The following is a 21,029-nucleotide window of genomic DNA, read 5'->3' as shown; positions in this document are numbered from 1 at the left end:
TTCAACCAAAGGTTTAAAATGCTTCCTAATCATCTACCTCTTTTTTTATCCGTTGTGAAAGCGGGTAGCTTCTCTAAAGCAGCTAGAGAAAGTGGCATAAGTGCAGCAGCAGTATCCAAAGCCATAGCTGCTTTAGAAAGCACATTAGATACTCGAATATTTCACCGTTCGACACATTCTCTGGTTCTAACAGATGAAGGGAGAAGTTTTTATAAACGCATTGAGCCTCTGGTTAAACAGCTTGAGGATCAAGTCAGTATGACAATGGATAACCAAACACAGATTAGTGGGTTAATTCGTATTAATCTACCGGATAGCTTTGGTAGAAAAGTCATTTATCCATTATTACTCGATTTTGCGATACTTCATCCTGATATCGAATTTGACCTTCATTTCAGTGATAAAATGATAGATATTGTTGATAACGGTTTCGATATCGGCATAGGTAACATCATGAACCGTGACAGCCAGTTGATTGGAAAAAAGATCTATAATTTAGAGTTCGTCACAGTAGCCGCACCTAATTACCTTAAAATATTCGGTGAACCTAAAAGTATTGAGGATTTAAGGCAGCATAATTGTATTGCTTATCGCTCTAAAACTTCTGGCCAGAAAATGAATTGGAACTACCAAGTTGAGGGGATACAGAGAATACATGCACCTTTGGGGAGTTTATCTATTAGTAATCCAGAATTAGCAATAGAGGCTGCTGAAAAAGAGCTAGGTATAACAAACTCTCCCTACTTACATGCAAAAGAGAGTTTAAATTCAGGAAGACTCATTCCCATATTAAGTAAATATTCACCTCCGCCTATACCTATGTGGATATATTATTCTTCACGACGGTATCTACCATTAAAAACAAGGTATCTTATAGATTTTATTTTTGAAAAATTACAAAACAAAACTTGAAAAATAAATCAATAAAATTAATATTAAAAATTAGAATCAATTTAAATAAAACGTTTACTCAACATCTTTAGCAATATCAACGTTAAATTCTTTTTTAAATAACATCTTAGTATTTTCAAAAGCCATTTCTAAATGTTTTCTGTCTTCTTCATCCCGGGAACCGAAATAAGGGAAGTGATGTAAATAATGGCCGAATATGGCTTGGCAGTCTTGCACATATTTTCTGGTATCTAATATATGGTTATGCCAAACAGCATCTATAGCAAGAGTGGGCGAAATGTTGGTATCGTATTTTCGAATAAGATAGAGATATTGACGGTATTGATTAATGGCAAATGCAGCATCTTCTTCATCCCAAAGAAGCCCCAAATCACCGGCACACTCTTCGTCTGTCATCTTGAAAAAGATCATAGACATATCCATATTGAAGATATATTCCTTGATCTCCTCTAAATTCTTTAATTTTGGTACATGAGGAAATGCAAGAGGTAAACCCACATCATCTTTTAAGTCTTTAATATCAAATTCTTGAAATTCCATTTTATTACCTGCCAACTTAATATATTTCAATTTCATTAAGAATAATGAATATAAGAAGAAAGCACCTTATTGATTTCCCTATAAAATAATAAGGCGCTTAAATCAATGCTAAAAGCTACTTAGGTGTGTGTAAACACAGCTTGCCACAAAAGGCTTTTTTATCACTTTCTAGCTTCATTTTAAATTGTGTTTTCTTATCACCTTTTTGAGCAGTTTGGAAAAAGGCTTTTTTAGCAAGACTAGCATTTACTTTGTTCATAACTATATTCCTTCATAATATTTTTTATATTGTTTTCCAATTAAATGGAAATATTATGTAAGCAACACAGTCAATAAGTGTCAAGTTATTAGACTAATAAAATATAAATTTAATCAAAAAAGATATATGTAATATAGCGTAATTGAAAACATTTTATATAAGGAGGATTATTTTAAATATTTAGTTTTCTAACTTGTCTTATAATAATTAATATAAAACAGGCTTATATCCAATAAAATGTGAATAGTTTTATTAGTGACTATTCATGCTCTAGACATCCCTACAGAGGATCATTAGTCTCTTTCCAATTCGCTTTTTTGATGTCCAAAGACAGTTGTTTTTTACTGCAAATATCATCATCGAGTGAGCCCAAGAATACAAAGCATACTAGTTGATATGCAATATAGCTTAATCAGGCTGCACTCGAAGCTTTTCATGTATAGGTGAAAGAAAAACTTGTTTTCAAAAATGGGTACTCATTCCTTAGCCTTAATAACATTTCGATATTTAAAAAATGCCCACGTACATATAAGGCCCACTAACATTTCAACAGCTGTTGCTCTTATAATACCGTCAACTGGAACCCCATCCACAAAGATAGAAAACACTCTAGCAAGTGCAAAAAGTAAAAAATTTACCGCTGCAACAATCGTAGCGGTATAGGCTAGCTCTTTTATAAATGCACCTAGTAAAATGAGCAAACCACTCGCAAGCATTAGCCCACCCGTTCCTCTAAATTCGTTGTACAGATTAACATTACCTAAAATGCTTATATCATGACGACCTGTATATGCTTCTGGAAAGAAAGCGGCAAAACCTCCAAAAAAGCTCAACATCACACCAGCAACAAATAAAATTAGAACTAAAGCTTTACTGTTTTTCATAATAATACCTTTAAAGTTCATATCACTACACTCGTAGTGATATAAACTTATCTCCATATCAAAATAAGTGCAAGGCACTTGCATCTACTTAAAAGCTAACAAATACTATGCTTCAGAATGATTTGATGATTGATTTATATGCCTAGAAAAAAAAACTACGTAAGAGAAGAAGCTATCCTAAAAGCGCGAGAGGCATTCAGGAGAAATGGTTATCTCAATTTCGGAATAAAAAACATCGAGGAGCAAATTGGCCTTGGTAGATTTGCTATTAGAACTCAATTTGATGGTAAAGAAGGGCTTTTTGAAGAAGCGTTAAGGTCTTACCAAGTCGACGCTAAAGATTTCATTATTGCTCCAATCGCTAATGCTGAAAGCATTGATGTTTTCGAAAAAATGTTAATAAGAACAATAGCTCCCGTTAACTTAGACAGCAGAAAGTATGGCTGTTTATTTGTAAATACACTTGCTGAAAATATTTCTATTCATAATCCTAATATTGATAAATTCCCAGCTGAGCACTACCAAGGTGTGAAGAGTGCTACTATAGATTTAATCAAAAGAGAGCAGTCTTTAGGTAAAGTTAAATCATGTATAAATCCAGAAGATGCAGGTGATTTTATTGTCGGGTGCTTTCTAGCTATTGGCTTAATTAATAGAAATGCAGAAGATGGGACAGCAGCAGAAGGCTATGTGAACATAGCTATTTCTACTGTTAAATCATGGAAAGAAAACAGCTAGATTCAATAACCACTCTAATTAAATAATACCCTTCACTCCTTTTAGCCATACTGAATGCGATTTTTAATCAAATTCGAGATGCTCCGGTAAAGGGCTATTAATTTCGTACCAATTCGCTTTTTGTGATGTCCAAATATGGCCAATCTCTTTACTAGAGATATCATCATCGAGTGAGCCAAGTCGTAAAATAATATGCTGTGCACCCTCTCTTTTTGCATAAATCTGAGTGCCACAATTTGCACAAAAATGTCTGACTTTACCTGGGGAGGATTCAAACTGACTTAATTCTCCCGCACCAGATAACCGAAAATTAGCTAATGGCACTGACGCAACACTTGAAAACGCTGCCCCATGGGCCTTTCGACAAGTAACACAATGACAGTGAACGATATCGCCTACTTCGCCCGAAATTTCATAAGTAACATTGCCACAAAGACAGCTTCCTTTAATCACCTACTCTCTCCTATTAAAACGCTAAAATACACATTACTTGGTTAATGTTTTGACCATAAAGATACTTAATGGATCGAGTTGATACTCGCCAAAAGGTTCGCACTCGCGATAGCCTAAGGACTTATATAGACCAATTGCCTCAGGCTGATAAATGCCTGTTTCTAATTTTGCTATTGGAATACCGTCTTGAATAAGAAGTTGATGTAAGTGCGACATAATCGCTTTTGATAGGCCTTTTCCTCTTTGTTTCTCAGGTACATAAATACGCTTAATCTCTCCGTAACTGTCCTTTGACTTAAAACGCTTTACCGCCCCTATAGCGGCGAGTTCATCCTCTAAAAAAATGCCAATCAAATCCGTACGATCGTTTAATAAAGAAGACTGAGTTTCCATATGATTACTCTCATCTGGATAGAGAGTTTGCATGTATAAATCAGATTCATTTAAAAGATGCTGAACATCTGATCTTTCTTTCGTGATTTTTCTGATTTCCATACACTTTCTCCTTATCCAACATATTCATAATAAAGATCAAATTCATCTTCATGAGTTTGTACAAAGCCATTATTTTGATAAAACCTATTAGAACGACTGCCTTTTAAAGCGCCTAAACGCAAGACTAAGCCCTTTTCTTTCGCTAGCTCGATAACTCTAGTGAGAGCCTTTTTACCAAGCTGTTTATTCTGATGCTCAGGTTTAATATATAAATGATCCAACCAGATATGATCTGTACGAGTTCGTAGGACATAAAAGCCAATCAGCTCATCCTCAAGGGTAAGCTTAATCGTATCTTGTGGGATAAAAGTCTCTAAGAATCGATTCCTCACCCTGTCTTCATCAAATCGGCCGAGGGCGACTAAGCTGGGTTTCATGGCTTGAGCCCTAAGGTTCGCTAAGTCATTAGCATCAGAATCTTTTGATTTAATATATTCCATTATTATCTTCCTATTACTCAATCTTAATTAGTTACCTTAACTCTGTCTGTGACTTAACTTGAAAGGTTAGCGACGGCTACTGCCAGGAGTTTTCTGATAATAACTTTTGTAAGCACGAGAGAAACTAGACGCGTCAGAGAAACCCGTTTCTGCTGCGATACTGACCAAAGGCATTTTGGATTGGGTGAGCAATAATTGTGCTTTTTTCATTCGCCTGCTCATCAAATATTGCTGTGGTGTCATACCGATTTGCTGTTGGCATAACGCATAAAAATGACTTTCACTCACATGCATCATATTCGCAAGCTCCGCATTAGTTGGCGGCTCAAATAATCGGCGATCAATAAATCGATTTAATAGCAACATATCAAGACGCTGACATAACATAGCACTTACTGAATCAGCACTATAAAGCTGCGATAACTGAGTCATAAATAACGACACCAGCTGGCAGTTAATTTGAGGATTAAGCTGTCCTGGATTTTTAGCTAATTGCCCTGCGGCAAAATCAAGTAAAGGTAGCATCTCAGCATTGAGAGAAATAATGTTAGCTTGCTGAAACAGAGTCTCTTTAAACGAAGTCTGACAAGCTATTTCTAAGGCATTAATAAAGGGGTCAAAAGGGGCTAAGTCAATAACAAACAATTCACTATCATCACTTAAGCCGCTAAATAAATGCGCCTCATCCGAGGGCACTATCGCAAGGTTACCACTACTAAGCTCACCCGTTTCACCCTCGAACTCACAGGCCATTTGACCATGTAAACCAAACAGAAGCTGGGGGAAATCGTGACAATGCTCACCGCTCTGACGTGCAATTAAATTGCGCCGAGCCATACTTTTATTCATTGCGAAAACGCCTATCTAAAGAGAGAAACATTAGGTTTCAAGAGTTTCAGTCAATAACTCCGTAGCCTCAGTCAATTATCAGTTTTTTCTTGTCGTTATCATGGAGCTAAGACTAACAATAAGAGATTCTGTTATGCAACTAAACGCCACTCAAGTTCAAAATGCGCTGCCTTGGAGTGCTTTAATTTCCACACTAAACGATATCTTTACGCGTAAAGTTCACTCACCTGTACGCCACCATCACAACATTAAAGTCGCGCAAAACCCAGACGCAACTTTATTACTTATGCCTGCTTGGCTGGAGAATGAATATTTAGGAATAAAACAGGTTAATGTATTTCCAGGTAACGCAGCGCTTAAGCTACCTGGATTAAGCAGTCATTACCTTCTTAGCTGTGGAAAAACAGGCCAACCTTTAGCCCAACTAGAAGGCAATGAATTAACCGCTCGTCGTACTGCGGCAGCATCTGCTTTAGCCTCTCAATTCTTATCAAAAGAAGACGCCAGCGAATTATTAATGGTTGGTGCGGGAAGAATGGGGCGCCGTTTAATTCCTGCACATATGAGCGTTAGACCCATTACTAAGGTAAGTGTATGGGATCGCAATGAGGATGCAGCAAAGTCTCTAGTTGATGAACTTAAGGCTGCCGATATTAATGCACACTTCTGCCCAAAAGATGAACTTGAAACCTGTGCAGGTAAAGCCGATATTATTAGCTGCGCAACTATGTCGACTACTCCCTTAATTCAAGGTAAATGGTTAAAGCCTGGCGCTCATCTAGACCTAGTCGGTAGCTTCACGCCAACAATGCGCGAAACAGATAATCATGCCATGCAACATTGCGCTGTCTTTGTCGATACCAGAGCGGGTGCATTAAGCGAAACGGGTGACCTGATTATGCCGATTGAGCAAGGTGCTATCACTCAAGATGTCATTCTTGCCGAATTCTCAGAGCTTTGCTCGGGCCAACATTCAGGCCGTCATTCGCTTGCGGATCCACAAACAGCCATCACCTTATTTAAGTCTGTGGGTGATTCAAGGGAAGATTTAGCCGCCGCGATACTCGCTTACAAAACCTATTCACAAGAAAAAAACTAGCGCCAAAACTTAGCGCTTTTACCTCTGATAATAAAAACAATGACGAAGCTATTTCGCTTTCTGGAGAATACAGATGCAAAAAAATAATGCCCCAAACCTAGCGATACCAAGCCTAGGTTTAGCTTTAATTCCTATCATTCTCACCATCGCTTTATTAGGTGTTCAGATCTTTTATTATGATGACTTTACACCTCATATTGCGCTAGCCATTGGCTTTGCAATTACAGCTTTAGTTGGCTGGTCTCAAGGCTATCGTTGGAAAGATATCGAGTCTGGTGCGTTTCATGTTCTGCATGTCGCCATGCCCTCTATCGCAACTCTAATTGTTGTAGGCATGCTGGTAAGTACATGGATTGCGAGCGGCACGGTGCCTATGCTCATTTATTATGGCTTAGAGCTGATAGACCCTAGCTGGTTCTTAGCGGCTTCTATGTTACTTTGCTCTGTTGTTTCGCTATCCATAGGTTCTAGCTGGACAACCGTAGGAACAGTGGGTCTTGCGCTAATTGGCATAGGCTCAGCTTTTGGCGTGCCTATTTATTGGAGTGCAGGTGCAGTGGTTTCTGGCGCCTTTTTTGGCGATAAAATATCTCCTTTATCAGATACCACCAACTTAGCCGCAGCGGTGACCGAAACAAATGTGTTCGACCATATTCGCAATATGATGCCAACCACCATTCCAGCTATGGCTATTGCCTTTGTTATATATCTAATTGTCGGTGGTCAAACTGCGACAGATACTGCTCAACTTGCTCAAATATCTCAATTTAAAGAAGGCTTAAGTACCCACTTTGATCTTGGCGTTTTACCGCTAATCCCCTTAATTGTCGTGATGGCATTAGCCTTTTTTAAAGTCTCTCCCATCCCAGCCTTATTTACAGGTTTTATTCTTGGCGCCATAGTCGCAGCCGTGAACTATGACTATAACTTGAACCAGGTTCTGACTTTCGCTCATAGTGGCTTTAAAATTAACACTGATACAGCATCGTTAGACAGCTTGCTTAACCGAGGTGGCGTGTCATCTATGACCTGGGTAATTACCTTGATGATGTTTGCGTTAGCCTTTGGTGGCGCATTAGAACGAACCCGCTGTTTAGAATCAGTGGTCAGATCGATACTAAGATTAACGAAAGGCTTTAGAGGATTACAAACTAGCGCTATTTTAACCTCTGTTGCGACCAATGTTGTGTCAGGTGATGTCTATCTATCTATCGCCCTACCCGGCCGCATGTACGGGCCTGAATACAGCAAGCACGGATATAGCCGTCTAAACTTATCTCGCGCCATTGAAGAAGGCGGTACCTTGGTCTCCCCACTGATTCCATGGAATGCCGGTGGTGCATTTGTAATGGGGACCTTAGGTTTAACTGTCGTATCAGGTGACTACAGTGCTCTACTCTATATTCCCCTTGCTTTTGCTTGTTGGCTCTCACCTGTGATTGGGATAATTTATGCCCAAACGGGTTGGTTCTCGAAAAAGTCCGATGAAGAGACCATGAATACTCAACCCAACTCTGAAAATTCAGCGCAACCCCAATCACTAAAAGGAAACATCTAATGCAGAACCTCGGCGCGAATAAAATTAAGCCTGTCACAGTAGGCGTTGTTGGTGCCGGGGTGGTCGGTCTCTGTACCGCATTAGAGTTACAACGAGAAGGTTTTCAAGTGACCTTAATCGACAAAAATGAACCGGGGTTAGGGGCGTCATTTGGTAACGCGGGCTACTTAGCGACTGAGCTAATTGACCCCTTATCCACGACTAAAACCCTACGCAGTGCACTTTCCATGTGGCTAAACCCACATGGACCCTTGTCACTTCCATTAGGGTACTTTCATCGTATTTTACCTTGGCTGGTAAAATTTATTACGGCCGCTCACCCAAGCACATCTGCAAAAGGACGCCTCGCCTTATCAGCATTAAACCAAGCATCAATTCCAGCTTGGAAAAAATGCTTACTGGATATAGGTGCTAGTGGGCAACTCGTGAAATCCGGTTACCTCTTAGTGTGGGAGTCGCAGAACAAACTAGAACAAGCCAAACAACATGCTCTTTATTTAAAAGCATGGGGAATACAAACAGAGCTTGTTCAAGGTGAAAGATTGAAAAAGCTAGAACCCGCTCTTTCCAGCACAATAAATCATGCGTTATATTTTCCCAACGCTTATCGCGTACAGGACCCTCATCTGCTTTGCGAAGTACTTTTTTCTGCTTTTCTATCAAGGCAAGGGAACTTCATCAAAGAGGCAGTCAAGGATATTCAACCTGGCGATAAGTCCAATAAACTTATCACACAAGATGCCAGCTACTCATTTGACAAACTGGTTATTTGCACTGGTGCTTGGAGCAAAAGTTTACTACAAAAAGTCGGTCTTAATATTCCTTTAGAAGCCGAGCGAGGCTATCACCTTACGTTTAAAAATAATCCATTTAAACTCAATCACCCAATTGGTTCTGCTGAACGAAGGTTTGTGATGAGCCCACTCCATTCAGGTTTAAGAGCTGTGGGAATGACAGAGTTAGGCGGACTTAAGCTGAAACCTTTTAAACGACGGTTTTTATCTCTCCGTTATCATAGTCAAAAGCTAATCCCTCGACTTAAAAGCACAAAAATTAAAACCAGTGATTGGATGGGGTTTCGACCGACTATGCCAGATTCATTACCTGTAATAGATAAGCACCCTGAGTATGAAAGCATCTTTTTTGCTTTTGGAAATCAGCACCTTGGATTAACTCAAGCGGCAACAAGTGCAGAACTATTAACCGCTATTGTTACCCAAAAAACACCTAAGATTAATTGTAACGCGTTTAAAGTGACTCGATTTTAACAAGCCCTCAAAGAGTAAAAGAGGGGCTAACAACCCCCTCTTTCTTGTCCAATAATGTTATTTAACTCACAACGCATTTAAGAGGAGAGATAGGTTTAACTGCCTCTTTAATCGAGCTAATCCGCTCCTTCAGCTTTGCGCCATAGGCACTTGCTCTTTGGACGACATCTTCCTTTTTATTCGCAATATCTGGTATGTATAACATATTGCCACTGGCCATAGGCGATAGCCAGTGCATCCCACATAAGGCAGCGGTTTGCTCTAAGGGCGTAAATAAAGTCTCAAGGCTAAAGTTGTTATGTCCACCGACTTGATAAGAGGCGATATCTCCGCCCAATGTTGTTGAAATAAGCAAACGCTTATCTTTCAATTTATCCCCAGTACTGCCATAAGCAAAACCATAAAGCAGCACCTGATCCATCCACTCTTTTAAAATCCCAGGTACGCTATACCAATGGATAGGAAATTGAAAAATAATCAAATCAGCTTCAAGCAATGCCTGCTGTTCATTGGCGACATCAATTTTAAAATCAGGATATAACTGGTACAGATCTCGTATCTCCAAACCTTCTATCGCATTTAGGCTTTCAACTATGGCTTGGTTAGCAATGGAACGTGTCGCTAGGTATTTATGGGCAACTAAAACGAGGGTTTTCATCTATTTTCTCCAATCTACTTTTTCAATCTGATGTCTTCAATATATGACTATGAATTTCTCTTGCGAGAACATGAGTGAGGGAGCAGAATAAACAAAAAATTTAGCCGACATAAGAAGGCACTTTTTAAGAACTCAGTACCTTTTTGTATACCCTTGGACGTAAAAATGCCGCACACAGATTATGACTGTAACCTTGGTTGCCCAGTAGAAAGAGCTCTCGAAATCATAGGAGGGAAATGGAAAGGCGCAATTCTTTATCACCTGTTAGATAGCAGTAATCAAGATACTTCAATTCGCTTTAATGAACTGCGTCGTATCATGCCCAACATTACCCAAAGAATGCTAACTAAGCAGCTAAGAGAGTTAGAAGAAACAAAGCTAATTTCACGCACAATTCATCCTGAAGTGCCACCTAGAGTCGAATATTCCATGACTGACTATGGCAAAACATTAGCGCCAGTTATTGAGTCCTTAAGGGCTTGGGGCATTTCTCATCTAGAAAGTAATAACACTCGTCAAGATTAGCCTTTAGAAGCGATTCATTTTTTCTCTTTACAAGTATTCAAGTTTTATCTAACATTCAATACATACCATACAGTATGGTATGTATTGAATGTTTTTAGCTTCATACTATCAATGAGAGACAAAGGAATGACTATGACTTGGCTTTTCTCCAATATTCAAACCTTAGATGAACCCAAACAGGATAAGCTTGCAAGTAAGGTTGAAGGCCACTATTTTCGTGATGCCCTTTCAATGCCTCTAAACAAGCCATCTTTGAGCCCAAGCCAATTACAGCACGCCATTTTTGCGCACATGCCTAGCTGGGTTTCTAAGTTAATGAAAATTCGTAATCGAATAGTTAAATTATTTGGTTTTGAAGTAGGCGCAGATAACCTAACACCAAGCAGCGACGAGTTAACAATAGGTGATAAAGCAGGTTTCTTAACTGTCATTGAGAAGACTCAAGATGAGATTATTTCTTATGCCGAAGACAAGCATATGATCTTCTATATCTCTGTGTTAAAACAGGCTGATCAAGTCATCGTTTCTACCTTAGTTAACCAAAAAACATTGATAGGTAGGCTCTATGTCAATAGCATTTTGCCTTTCCATTACATCATCGCACGTACTGTGATGAATAACGCGCTAAAAGCTAAAAGATTATGAATACAAAAAAAACAAAAAAAGACTTAAATAAAGCCCAAACAGGCAAAAACAAAGAAAGTAAAAGTAGCCAATTAGACTGGCTAGAATTTGCACTAAAAGTGTTAATCAAAAAAGGCCCTGAGTCTCTAAAGATCATTCCTTTATGCGAATTAAAAGGCGTAACCAAAGGCTCCTTTTATCACCACTTTGATAATCGAAACGCTTTTATTGATGCTCTGATGACACATTGGTATGAAAAGATGACATTAGATTTTATCAAGCAGGCAAACACAGAAGACTCACCACTTGAAAGATTAAATAAACTGGATCAAGTCATCGCAGGACAAAACATTGAGGCAGAAATGCACATACGTGCCTGGGCATTAAAAGAGCCGAGTATTAGCGGACACTTAGAAAAAATAGACCAGCAAAGACAAGGCTATTTAGCCCAATGTTATGCCGAACTTGGCCTTCCTAAAGAAGAAGCAGAAGATATCGCATTAATGGCCTATGCCAATTTTTTAGGCATGCAACAGATACATCCAAGACCCTCTATCGAAACCGTATTAAGAGTCACAGCGATGGCATCTCAAGCTTTTTTGCCAATGCCCAAGGATAACTGATTTTAAATTGAAACTTTAAGGATAGAAAACCATGAAATATTCAGGATATTACCTAATCGCAACAGGCATACTTCACAGTGTTATTGGCTTAATTTTAGGTTGGGAAACGCTCTTAGCCATGCACCAAGATAATTGGTTGGCCAGCACCATGGCTGGCGATCAGATATTGTTTGATCGTGAGGCAATTTCTTGGTTTTTACTGTCAGGAATTTTCTGGATTCTATTTGGCATCATGCTTCAAAAAGCGTTAGATGAAGGCTTTATTCCTCCCGTTTCCTTAGCTTGGGGCTTTATCCTAATAGGTATTATTGTCGCCATCATAATGCCTGTATCAGGCGCTTATTTCTTTATTATTCAAGGCATTATTTTAATGCGAGGTAGCCTAAAAGCAAAAATATTAACACCTTTGAGAAAGCGAGTAGTTAAGCCTTATTAAAAATCTCAGCAAGCCAATCAACAAAAACACCTGTGCGCTGAGAAAGATGCTTTTTATGAGGATATAAAGCGGAGACAGGCATGCTTGGCACAGAGAATTGAGTGAGTATAGGCACTAATTCACCTGTTTCTAACTCATGCCTAATCCGGTATTTAGGGACTTGTATCAGGCCTAATCCAGCTTTGGCGCTAGCGGTATAAACCTCAGCGCCTGAGACGGCCACCAGGGAATTCAAATGTACTGAAACCAGCTTATTTTTGACAAGAAAATCAAATTCAGAAGGTCTGGCTTTTACATCTAATGAATAGGCAATACCATTATGGTTCTGCAAAGCGTTTAAATCTTTGGGCGTTCCGTATTGATCAAGATATTCAGGACTCGCCACTGTCACAATTTCCAGTTGAGTTAAAGGTTTCACAATTAAACTGGAATCCTGTAACTCACCCGCTCTTAATACACAATCGATTCCCTCTTTTACAAGGTCAATAAGTCGATCATCCTCAGCAATATGGATTTTAATATCTGGATAACGCTTTAAGAAATCAGGAAGACGAGGAATGACAAAATGTTTAGCAAGTGTCCCTTGTAAATTGACCCTTAGCACACCTTTAGGAGAGTGTTTTAAAAAACTATTCTCAACTTCTTCCAACTCCCCAAGCAGTTTGATGCATTTTTCATAATACTGCTCTCCATCCAAAGTTAAACGCACTTGGCGAGTGGTCCGTTCTAGCAATCTAACCCCAAGGCGGCTTTCTAAACGTTTAATACTGTTCGTCACTGTGGCGCGTGGCACGACTAAGTCTTCTGCCGCCAGAGTAAAACTATTACGCTCTGCCACTCGGGAGAAGATCTGCATCTCTTTAAATTTATCCATTTCTTTCCCTTTAATTAAAAAACATGGGTTAAGCGAAAAAATTAAATTGCCGCAGTTAAGTTTACGCCATTGAGCTATCCCAGATGAAAACGAATGCTCACATTATTATTATAAATGGAATTGTATTATCAATTTATAAGCAATTATTCACTTTAACATAAAGGTCATACTCACCCTTATTCTAATCAGCTAAATTGAGGTAAAAGTATGTCTAATCAAAAAGTCGCCATCATAACAGGCGGATCACGCGGTATTGGGGCAAGTATTAGCAGAAGACTTGCGATTGAAGGCTTTAGTATTGCAATAAATTATGTTTCAAGCTCTGAGCAAGCTATCAACTTAGTCAAAGAACTCACTTCGCTTGGCTATCAGGCAATCGCAATCCAGTGTGATATCGCAAGCCCAGAGTCCGTCAGACACCTTTTTAAGCAAGTAGAAACTCGCTTGGGTAAAGTCGATATCCTAGTTAATAATGCAGGTTGCATGAAATTAGCCTCTATAGCAAATAGCAGCGATGAATTATTCGAAAAGCAAATCGAAACCAATTTAAAAGGTACTTTTAACACCTTACGTGAAGCCTCCAAAAGGTTAAATCAGGGTGGACGAATTATTAATATGTCTAGCAGTGTACTGGGGTTAAAACTAGAAGAGTATGGTATTTATAGCGCCACAAAAGCAGCAGTTGAAGCGCTAACAAATATTTTAGCCAAAGAGCTAAAAGGAAAAAGTATTACTGTAAATGCAATAGCTCCAGGGCCAACAAACACCGAACTCTTCTTACGAGATAAATCTCAACAACAAATTGAGCATTTATCTCAAATGAACCCAATGCAAAGGCTAGGCACCCCTGCAGACATAGCAAATATTATCGCTTTTCTAACCGGACCTGACAGCCAATGGATCAATGGATCAATGGACAAATCATAAGGGCTAATGGAGGTATGGTGTAACTTAATCCATCTTAATCAGCAACATAAGATGAATCTAATTTATATCTTATCTATGTTTTTTAGATATGTGCTTCAGCTTTGACATGCTAAAATATGCGCGCTTTATTTCGAGCGTTCAAACATGATTTTTTGTATTTTGTCGCTAAGCTTAAAGACGAGTTGTTCTAAATAAAGTGAGGGAATTTATTACTTCACTTTAACAGGTATAAATGAGAGGAAGTTAAGATGAAACTAATGAAATATTCAGGCTACTACCTAGTTGCAACAGGTATATTTCATTGCCTAATAGGAACCTATTATGGCTGGCAATCTCTGGTTAATATGCACAACGACCATTGGTTTTCGAGCATTTTCATCAATGATGAACCTATATTTGACCGTTTAGCTATCGTCTGGTTCTTGATATCAGGCGTTATGATAATCATGTTAGGCTTATTCTTACAAAAGGCACTTAAAGAAGGCTTTATTCCACCACTTTCTTTAGCTTGGGGATTGATAATAATAGGGATTATTTTAGTTTTCCTTTCGCCTTTTGAGACTGCCTATTTATTGCTTATCCAAGGTTTCATTCTCTTATTTGGTATTCCAGATCTTATCAATCAAAGAATCGAAAAGAAGCTGCAAGAGAGTAACTAACCTACAAAATATGAAGCAGGGTTTATCCCAAACGCCTGCTTGAAGGCATAAGTAAATGCAGAGGGAGATTGATAACCTACCTCTAACGCAACCTGAGTAACTGGCAAACCTTGCTCTAACAAGTTAATTGCCTCTAATAAACGTACTTTTTGCCGCCACTCTTTAAAACCCATCCCCACTTCTTTGGTAAAAATTCGAGTAATAGTACGACTTGATAGGTTAAGCGTTTGAGCCCACTCCTCTAGGCTCATTGCATTACTTGGGGTATGAATTATCTGCCTAACTAATTCGGCTAACCGCTTATCTGAAGGGATTAGAACTGATAAAGCACTATCCGCCTGTAAACTTAGCTGATCAATCAAAACTTGCGTGAGTCGCTTATCCTTATCATCCAGCTCTTTATCTTCATGAGTCATTTCGCCCACAGCTAAAATCAGTTCACGCACTAATGGGGTAACACTTAAGACTTTACTCGTATCTCCAAGGGCTGAAACCGTATCAGGCCTAAAATACACACTATGAAAATGCGCCCCTACAGGCACTCTTACCCTATGATCACAGTTCGGTGGTAACCAAATCGCTTTTTGCGGTGGCACAAACATAATTTGATTCTGGTACTCAACATTTAATACCCCACTTGAGGCATACATAAGCTGATACCAGATGTGTCGATGCAATTGCCCTTTATACCCTGCTGGCATGTCGATCTGATGGGTAAGAACGAATTTATCACCTGCGTTTTCAATTTTTTCGTTCGAGGTTAACTTAGCCATAATCTTTCGCTTTGTGATTTAGTGGGCTTTTTTATTTTATTTACTTTCATTGTTAACACTCATTTCAACATTGTCTGTTTATCGATATTGATCGTCATAACATAGAAAGTAAGACTAAAAAATAACGAATAGACTGTCTCATATCAATTTATTTCAGAAGAGATTAGACAATGTTAATCAATAGAAATGCTTATTCTTGGCAAACTCCCAAGCATCTCCTCATGCTGGTATCTATTATCGTACCTATGGCATTTGCTAGCTGGCAGGCACTACTGAATAACTTTGTTATTGAAAAAGCACACTTTACCGGCGCCGAAATTGGCTTATTACAAAGTGTGCGTGAGATCCCAGGCTTTTTAGCCTTTACCGCCATCTTTGTGCTCTTATTTTTAAGAGAACAAAAGTTCATGTTGCTCTCACTCGTGATGCTCACTTTAGGCGTGGCGATTACGGGCTTTTTCCCTTCGGTGGCAGGGCTTTTATGTACGACCTTGTTAATGTCTATCGGCTTTCATTATTTTGAGACCTTAAAGCAGTCTTTATCCCTGCAATGGCTCACAAAAGAAGAAGCGCCAGAGGTATTAGGCAAGCTTATTTCCGTTGGGGCGCTCGCCTCACTCATTACCTATTCTGGACTTTGGGTTTTATTAGAGATATTCCAACTTGAGTTTAAGTGGGTGTACCTTATTGCTGGCAGCCTCTCACTAGCCATAGTGCTATTTATCTGGCTAGCCTTCCCTAACTTTGAGGCTAAGGTGCCACAAAATAAAAAGCTAGTGTTGCGCAAACGCTACTGGCTCTATTACGCCTTAACCTTTATGAGCGGTGCGAGACGCCAAATCTTTGTGGTGTTTGCAGGCTTTTTAATGGTAGAAAAATTTGGTTATTCTGCGTCAGATATAACGCTTTTGTTCTTGATCAACTATGCCTTTAATTGGTTATTTGCGAAAAAAATTGGCAAGTTGATCGGACACTTTGGCGAACGTAATGCCCTTATTTTTGAGTACCTAGGTTTGATACTGGTATTCGTAGGTTATGCTTTTGTGGATTCGGCTATCATGGCAGGTAGCTTATATGTGATAGATCACTTGTTCTTTGCTTTGGCGCTGGCGATTAAAACCTACTTTCAGAAGATAGCAGACCCAGCGGATATGGCCTCGACTGCAGGCGTGTCTTTCACTATCAGCCATATTGCAGCGGTTGTGATTCCAGTGACCTTTGGATTAATCTGGTTGGTGTCCCCTGCCAGTGTCTTTTTAGCAGGTGCTGCTATGGCTGCTGCCTCATTAATATTGGCCTTTAACATTCCAGCCAAACCAGATGAGGGTAATGAAGTACGTCGATTTAAATGGGCATAAAAGAAAACTAACACGCACACCCAAAATAAGTATCAACTAGCTTGGCTTATTCTGGGCCTTCTAACGCCTAATTGATGACTGAATAGATTTTAATTCGTGATTACAAGTTTTGATTCATATGCTTGTAACCAAAACTTTTCTATCCACGCGGCTTCACCGTTGGATAATATTTCATCCTTAAGATAAACGGGAGTAATAGACTTAGACCATTCCCAAAAGGAAATAATATCATTTTTTAACTTCTTCAATTCTGAGAATATCTGATGATCTGGTTTATCTTGATAATCATATCGCCCCTTCTCGTATCTCAAATTTTGAGGGTAATATTTATCCTCCTTATTCAAAAAGGTACCAACACTATCCGGATCAATTTTTATTGGATATGAAAAAGCTTGACTTTCGAAAGAGCCTGGAACTTTCATGTCGAGATTTGGTAGAAATGTATGCCTAAAACACAACACATGGCTAATTCCACCAGGCCAAGCATTTCGACCACCTAAACGAATAAGACTTACATTAATTTCCTCATCAAGAAAGTAGATGCTTTTTCCACTCTTTATAAAGCCTAACCCTACAAGAGACTCCACAACAATTTTGTCAAAAACAGCATCGAATCCATTTTTATCCATATAATTAAGTTCCTTTCTTTTATCAGTCTTCAACACCTGCCACTTCACCGACTGCAATAAAGCTCCCCATGCCAAATAAAATCGAGCCAGAGACCTTATCCTGTATTACTTGTGCATTCTTATGCTTTAACAGCCAACTAGCCACCTTGCTGGATGACACGGCCACTAAAATATCACAAGGCAAGGCTGTTAACGCTGCAATCATACCTAACACAAAAAGCTGTAGCGCAATCGGGCCTGATTCAGGTACAACAAATTGTGGTAACAAAGCGATAAAAAACAAGGCGGTTTTTGGGTTAGTGACTTCAACGATAATACTTTGGATGAACACCTTTTTAAGAGGCATGCTTTTTGTCTTTTTAACAGGCAAGGCTTCATCATCAGACTTATTTTCAGAGCTAGAACCAGAATGTGCACGCCAGTAGTTCACCCCAAGATAAATAAGATACAAAGCACCAATTAACTTCACCATCATATACAGGGTCGGCGAATGACTAAATAAAACCGACAAACCTAATACAGCTGCGGTGACATGAATTAAGCTCCCTACACCCAAGCCTAATGCAGCCACTAAGCCACCTTGTAAACCTTGCGCAATGGACCTTGCCATGACATATAAATTAGATGGACCAGGAGAGAGGCTCATTAATAATGAGGTTAGAGTAAAAGCTAATAAAATTTCGATTGATGGCATTCATCGTCCTCCAATAACACATCATGGTCAGAGCATCATTTTCTGAACCTGATCTAATAAAAAAGAATGAAGGTTATCTGAGAAAATAAAATTAGTTAAATTAATATTATTAAATAGTCATTAATTATTTTACTGATTTATTACTAAAAAGAGACTAAGAGATAGCTATGAAGAACTCACACCACCATAAACATCAATGGTAAAACCTCTTTCTTTCGCATAACGCTTTGGTGTTTGCCCTAGTTGCTTTTTGAGGTGTCGAATAAGATGAGGTTGGTCACTAAAGCCAAATTCAAAGGCGACCTCAACCCAATCTATGTCTTGAGCCTGTTTTTGATATAAATGCTCAAGTAAAACCTCAAGCTTATTCATTGCTTGGTATTGTTTTAAACTTAACCCTGTCACCCTGATAAAACTGCGTTCTAAGGTACGCTGAGAGCAATTTAAGCTTTTTCCTAAGGATGAGATATTCGTTGTTGAAATAAGCGGTAAAACGCTCCTCACCAGCTCACTATGTCTATCCTCTTTCACTTGATTAAGCCAAGGCAGTAAAAGCTTATCCAATTGATCACAACAAAGCTCAGCTTCTTCACGAGCTAATGAGATGAGCTCCTCAACGAATAGATTTTCTTTCGTAAACAGCTTCTCTTTAATGAGTACTTGCAACTGAGCTGCTTTAGCTTGATTTAGTACCGTTTGGCTATCGAACTCATCATTCTCATTAAGGTTTAAACGATATAAAGCACCTGGGCGAAATTTAATACCTAGGTGAACAAATGCCTGCCTGTGATCAAGCTGTAAAGTTTGCTGATGCGGATATAACCAGTGACTTCCAAGGCCAGATGAGCCCCCCGTTTGATTGGATACAAGATGCTCTGTTTCACCCCCCTCATGGAGATCGAGCCCATAAAAATAGGCCTGATCCGAAGGTGATAATATCAAGTGTGCGCTTGGGTCTGGGTTGAGTTTTGGATACGGGTAACTTGTGGCGTCTTTGGTTTTTTCGATAAACCAATAACACTCTATCAAGTTACTTAATCGCTCTGATTTAGGGGCTTGTATCCAATTAATCATGCCTTGTTAATACTCAACTTTTTATCCTGGGGAATACCCCAAACTGACATCATATTTTCCACCTAAAAAAGATTAAAACTCAAATTGAATAATACGGTGAGAGGCTGAAAGTCCCGCTCTTGATATGGCTTTTTGTGCCGCCAAATTGCCTGCTTCTGTCGAACAGATACAGGCAAGTCCTTCCTTTGAAGCCATATTAGTTAAGCATTTCAGTACTTGAGTCGCCAGCCCTTTTCCTCGATGTGATTGACTCACTATCATGCCTAAGTCAGCGTACTCAGTTTGTATCTCATCAAATAAACGACATTCTCCTGTTGCAACAAGCTCATCCTCAGACCAATAACCAAACAGCTCATTACGCCCAATTAAATTCCCATAATAGTCGTTTAACCAAGCTTCTGGTGCACCTATATTCATTGCTGCGAAACTAACAAAACGGGCTAATTCAGACTTATTAGCTAACTGCATCTCTAACTCAGTTTCAAGCACACCCTTTAATTCTTGACGATACATATGGGCATTAACCTTGTAACCAATCCCGTTATCTAAACATAGGTTTAAATATTGTATTTCTGCAGTACTGACAAAGGCACCTTTTATCTCACCAATGACAGAGCTATTACCTTGGCTAATGAGTTTAAATAAATCAGGGCCATGAATATTGGATTTAGGCGAAAGGTAAAATTGGATGAGATATGACTCGCTATTTACGCAGCAAAAACCTTCTAGCTCATCCTCAAAGTAAAAGCCGAAGTGAGTGCTCATAGGAACAAAACCAAAGTGCCACATGCCATCTAAAGGGCCATTCGCTTGCTCGAAAAAACCTTGTTTTAAGATCTTTAATTCAGGCTTGCTTAGATCGTCTATAGGTTTAATTTTTAACATGCTGTTTCCCTATTATCTAAATATATATTGATAAAGAAATAATAAAAAAACAGCCTTAAGAATGATTGAATAAATACGACAATACTTCTATTTGCTACTTACCAAACGCGCTGCGAGACCAAGAAAGATCACCCCTAATATCCCGTCTATATGCTGTCCTAATGTTAACTTTTTCCCCAAAAAGCGCCCTAGTTGGCTAAAGGTAAAAGAAAAAGCCAGATTAATCACAAAGACGAACAGACTTAAAATAAGGCCTAGTATCAGAATCTGTATCGTGAGGTCGGAGCCATCATGGGTGAATTGAGGTAAAAATAAACTAAAGAATAAGAGCGCTTTGGGGTTTAATAAGTTATTGAGTAGCCCTTTATTTATCAGGCTAAAACTCGATATTTTTATGGTTTTAGAATGCCCTTCGACACGCGTCTGAGTGTCTTGATTTTGCTCATAATTAGCGACACTTTTATACCAAGTGAAGAGCATCTTGAGGCCGATATAAGTTAGATAAGCTGCCCCAACTAATTTGACCCCTAGAGCGATAATTGGCATGGCCATCATGAGTTCACCCAGGACAAAAGCAACCAAACTCGTTTGCACAACACCAGCCAGTAGCACACCAATAGACGCCATGGCACCCGCCATAAATCCCTTACTTGATGAGTAGCTCGATAGCAGTAATAAATCTGGTCCTAGGGAAATCGCTAAAAAGAAAATAGCGGTAAAAAAGAAAGGTAACACGCTGAGGTCTATCATAAGGCTCCCTGATATTGTTAAAGATTAACTCATCAAGGGATTGCA

27 protein-coding genes are annotated in these 21,029 nt (G+C 39.0%); 12 read left to right on the top strand and 15 right to left on the bottom strand.

Features of this window, described 5'->3' with window-relative positions:
• Window positions 1-18: 18 nt before the first annotated feature.
• Window positions 19-912, top strand: coding sequence for a LysR family transcriptional regulator (locus OA91_RS06125; RefSeq protein WP_063336768.1), 894 nt, complete (start codon window positions 19-21; stop codon window positions 910-912).
• Window positions 913-966: 54 nt separating this feature from the next.
• On the opposite strand, the gene OA91_RS06120 is transcribed toward OA91_RS06125, so the two are convergent.
• The 3 genes from OA91_RS06120 to OA91_RS06115 all read right to left on the bottom strand — a co-directional run bounded on the left by OA91_RS06120 (window position 967) and on the right by OA91_RS06115 (window position 2,595).
• On the bottom strand, window positions 967-1,452 hold the full coding sequence (locus tag OA91_RS06120; RefSeq protein WP_231870319.1) for a glycine-rich domain-containing protein: 486 nt from the start codon (window positions 1,450-1,452) through the stop codon (window positions 967-969).
• A 115-nt stretch (window positions 1,453-1,567) separates the two neighbouring features.
• Window positions 1,568-1,711 carry a hypothetical protein gene (locus OA91_RS24270; RefSeq protein WP_009832587.1) on the bottom strand — a complete coding sequence of 48 codons (144 nt, stop codon included), beginning with the start codon at window positions 1,709-1,711 and terminating at the stop codon, window positions 1,568-1,570.
• A 476-nt stretch (window positions 1,712-2,187) separates the two neighbouring features.
• On the bottom strand, window positions 2,188-2,595 hold the full coding sequence (locus OA91_RS06115) for a DUF4345 domain-containing protein (RefSeq protein ID WP_197477746.1): 408 nt from the start codon (window positions 2,593-2,595) through the stop codon (window positions 2,188-2,190).
• Window positions 2,596-2,733: 138 nt separating this feature from the next.
• Here OA91_RS06115 and OA91_RS06110 point away from each other — a divergent pair, with 138 nt between their 5' ends.
• A complete protein-coding gene (locus tag OA91_RS06110) occupies window positions 2,734-3,333 on the top strand; it encodes a TetR/AcrR family transcriptional regulator (RefSeq protein WP_063336765.1) in 600 nt (199 codons plus the stop codon).
• Between the two features lie 63 nt (window positions 3,334-3,396).
• On the opposite strand, the gene OA91_RS06105 is transcribed toward OA91_RS06110, so the two are convergent.
• The 4 genes from OA91_RS06105 to OA91_RS06090 form a co-directional block, all read right to left on the bottom strand.
• Window positions 3,397-3,786 carry a GFA family protein gene (locus OA91_RS06105; RefSeq protein WP_063336764.1) on the bottom strand — a complete coding sequence of 130 codons (390 nt, stop codon included), beginning with the start codon at window positions 3,784-3,786 and terminating at the stop codon, window positions 3,397-3,399.
• A gap of 33 nt (window positions 3,787-3,819) precedes the next feature.
• Window positions 3,820-4,281: a GNAT family N-acetyltransferase gene (locus OA91_RS06100; RefSeq protein ID WP_063336763.1), complete on the bottom strand. Its 462-nt coding sequence runs from the start codon at window positions 4,279-4,281 to the stop codon at window positions 3,820-3,822.
• An 11-nt stretch (window positions 4,282-4,292) separates the two neighbouring features.
• Complete coding sequence (locus OA91_RS06095; protein ID WP_063336762.1) at window positions 4,293-4,721, bottom strand: GNAT family N-acetyltransferase; 429 nt, start codon at window positions 4,719-4,721, stop codon at window positions 4,293-4,295.
• 66 nt (window positions 4,722-4,787) lie between these two features.
• Window positions 4,788-5,570 carry an AraC family transcriptional regulator gene (locus tag OA91_RS06090; RefSeq protein WP_063336761.1) on the bottom strand — a complete coding sequence of 261 codons (783 nt, stop codon included), beginning with the start codon at window positions 5,568-5,570 and terminating at the stop codon, window positions 4,788-4,790.
• Between the two features lie 133 nt (window positions 5,571-5,703).
• Between OA91_RS06090 and OA91_RS06085 the strand changes: the two genes are divergently transcribed.
• The 3 genes from OA91_RS06085 to OA91_RS06075 all read left to right on the top strand — a co-directional run bounded on the left by OA91_RS06085 (window position 5,704) and on the right by OA91_RS06075 (window position 9,495).
• A complete protein-coding gene (locus OA91_RS06085) occupies window positions 5,704-6,669 on the top strand; it encodes an ornithine cyclodeaminase family protein (RefSeq protein ID WP_063336760.1) in 966 nt (321 codons plus the stop codon).
• 73 nt (window positions 6,670-6,742) lie between these two features.
• Window positions 6,743-8,227, top strand: a complete 1,485-nt coding sequence (gene nhaC, locus OA91_RS06080; RefSeq protein ID WP_063336759.1) for a Na+/H+ antiporter NhaC — start codon at window positions 6,743-6,745, stop codon at window positions 8,225-8,227.
• Entirely contained in the window at window positions 8,227-9,495 is a 1,269-nt protein-coding gene (locus OA91_RS06075) for an NAD(P)/FAD-dependent oxidoreductase (protein WP_063336758.1), read from the top strand. Before nhaC ends, OA91_RS06075 begins: the two co-directional genes overlap by 1 nt.
• Before the next feature lie 61 nt (window positions 9,496-9,556).
• Here OA91_RS06075 and OA91_RS06070 read toward each other — a convergent pair whose 3' ends face one another.
• The gene (locus tag OA91_RS06070; protein WP_063336757.1) at window positions 9,557-10,153 is read right to left on the bottom strand and encodes an NAD(P)H-dependent oxidoreductase; all 597 of its coding nucleotides are present in this window, start codon (window positions 10,151-10,153) and stop codon (window positions 9,557-9,559) included.
• A 165-nt stretch (window positions 10,154-10,318) separates the two neighbouring features.
• Here OA91_RS06070 and OA91_RS06065 point away from each other — a divergent pair, with 165 nt between their 5' ends.
• The 4 genes from OA91_RS06065 to OA91_RS06050 all read left to right on the top strand — a co-directional run bounded on the left by OA91_RS06065 (window position 10,319) and on the right by OA91_RS06050 (window position 12,361).
• Window positions 10,319-10,678, top strand: a complete 360-nt coding sequence (locus OA91_RS06065; protein WP_063336756.1) for a winged helix-turn-helix transcriptional regulator — start codon at window positions 10,319-10,321, stop codon at window positions 10,676-10,678.
• 132 nt (window positions 10,679-10,810) lie between these two features.
• Complete coding sequence (locus OA91_RS06060) at window positions 10,811-11,323, top strand: DUF2867 domain-containing protein (RefSeq protein ID WP_231870318.1); 513 nt, start codon at window positions 10,811-10,813, stop codon at window positions 11,321-11,323.
• Window positions 11,320-11,925 (top strand): TetR/AcrR family transcriptional regulator, encoded by a 606-nt coding sequence (locus tag OA91_RS06055; RefSeq protein ID WP_063336754.1) that lies wholly within the window; start codon window positions 11,320-11,322, stop codon window positions 11,923-11,925. The genes OA91_RS06060 and OA91_RS06055 overlap by 4 nt, the downstream gene beginning before the upstream one ends.
• 31 nt (window positions 11,926-11,956) lie before the next feature.
• Window positions 11,957-12,361, top strand: a complete 405-nt coding sequence (locus OA91_RS06050) for a DUF6463 family protein (protein ID WP_063336753.1) — start codon at window positions 11,957-11,959, stop codon at window positions 12,359-12,361.
• Here the strand turns inward: OA91_RS06050 and OA91_RS06045 are convergent.
• Window positions 12,348-13,235, bottom strand: coding sequence for a LysR family transcriptional regulator (locus OA91_RS06045; protein WP_063336752.1), 888 nt, complete (start codon window positions 13,233-13,235; stop codon window positions 12,348-12,350). The two genes, OA91_RS06050 and OA91_RS06045, sit on opposite strands and share 14 nt — an antisense overlap.
• Before the next feature lie 207 nt (window positions 13,236-13,442).
• Between OA91_RS06045 and OA91_RS06040 the strand changes: the two genes are divergently transcribed.
• Both OA91_RS06040 and OA91_RS06035 read left to right on the top strand, forming a co-directional pair.
• Window positions 13,443-14,162: an SDR family oxidoreductase gene (locus OA91_RS06040; protein WP_231870317.1), complete on the top strand. Its 720-nt coding sequence runs from the start codon at window positions 13,443-13,445 to the stop codon at window positions 14,160-14,162.
• Window positions 14,163-14,410: 248 nt separating this feature from the next.
• Complete coding sequence (locus OA91_RS06035; protein WP_063336751.1) at window positions 14,411-14,821, top strand: DUF6463 family protein; 411 nt, start codon at window positions 14,411-14,413, stop codon at window positions 14,819-14,821.
• Here the strand turns inward: OA91_RS06035 and OA91_RS06030 are convergent.
• Window positions 14,818-15,594 (bottom strand): AraC family transcriptional regulator, encoded by a 777-nt coding sequence (locus OA91_RS06030; RefSeq protein WP_063336750.1) that lies wholly within the window; start codon window positions 15,592-15,594, stop codon window positions 14,818-14,820. The two genes, OA91_RS06035 and OA91_RS06030, sit on opposite strands and share 4 nt — an antisense overlap.
• A gap of 170 nt (window positions 15,595-15,764) precedes the next feature.
• On the opposite strand from OA91_RS06030, the gene OA91_RS06025 reads away from it, so the two are divergent.
• Window positions 15,765-16,952 (top strand): MFS transporter, encoded by a 1,188-nt coding sequence (locus OA91_RS06025; protein ID WP_063336749.1) that lies wholly within the window; start codon window positions 15,765-15,767, stop codon window positions 16,950-16,952.
• Window positions 16,953-17,041: 89 nt separating this feature from the next.
• Here OA91_RS06025 and OA91_RS06020 read toward each other — a convergent pair whose 3' ends face one another.
• The 5 genes from OA91_RS06020 to OA91_RS06000 all read right to left on the bottom strand — a co-directional run bounded on the left by OA91_RS06020 (window position 17,042) and on the right by OA91_RS06000 (window position 20,984).
• Window positions 17,042-17,581: a hypothetical protein gene (locus OA91_RS06020; protein ID WP_157203764.1), complete on the bottom strand. Its 540-nt coding sequence runs from the start codon at window positions 17,579-17,581 to the stop codon at window positions 17,042-17,044.
• A gap of 22 nt (window positions 17,582-17,603) precedes the next feature.
• Window positions 17,604-18,275 (bottom strand): LysE family translocator, encoded by a 672-nt coding sequence (locus tag OA91_RS06015; RefSeq protein ID WP_063336747.1) that lies wholly within the window; start codon window positions 18,273-18,275, stop codon window positions 17,604-17,606.
• Window positions 18,276-18,440: 165 nt separating this feature from the next.
• Complete coding sequence (locus OA91_RS06010; protein ID WP_063336746.1) at window positions 18,441-19,349, bottom strand: helix-turn-helix domain-containing protein; 909 nt, start codon at window positions 19,347-19,349, stop codon at window positions 18,441-18,443.
• Window positions 19,350-19,421: 72 nt separating this feature from the next.
• A complete protein-coding gene (locus OA91_RS06005; protein ID WP_063336745.1) occupies window positions 19,422-20,234 on the bottom strand; it encodes a GNAT family N-acetyltransferase in 813 nt (270 codons plus the stop codon).
• A gap of 87 nt (window positions 20,235-20,321) precedes the next feature.
• Complete coding sequence (locus OA91_RS06000; RefSeq protein WP_063336744.1) at window positions 20,322-20,984, bottom strand: LysE family translocator; 663 nt, start codon at window positions 20,982-20,984, stop codon at window positions 20,322-20,324.
• Window positions 20,985-21,029 lie beyond the last annotated feature (45 nt).

It is taken from the genome of Marinomonas sp. SBI8L (assembly GCF_001624705.1).
Taxonomy (GTDB): Bacteria; Pseudomonadota; Gammaproteobacteria; order Pseudomonadales; family Marinomonadaceae; genus Marinomonas.
This window is presented reverse-complemented; position numbering and strand designations above follow the sequence as displayed.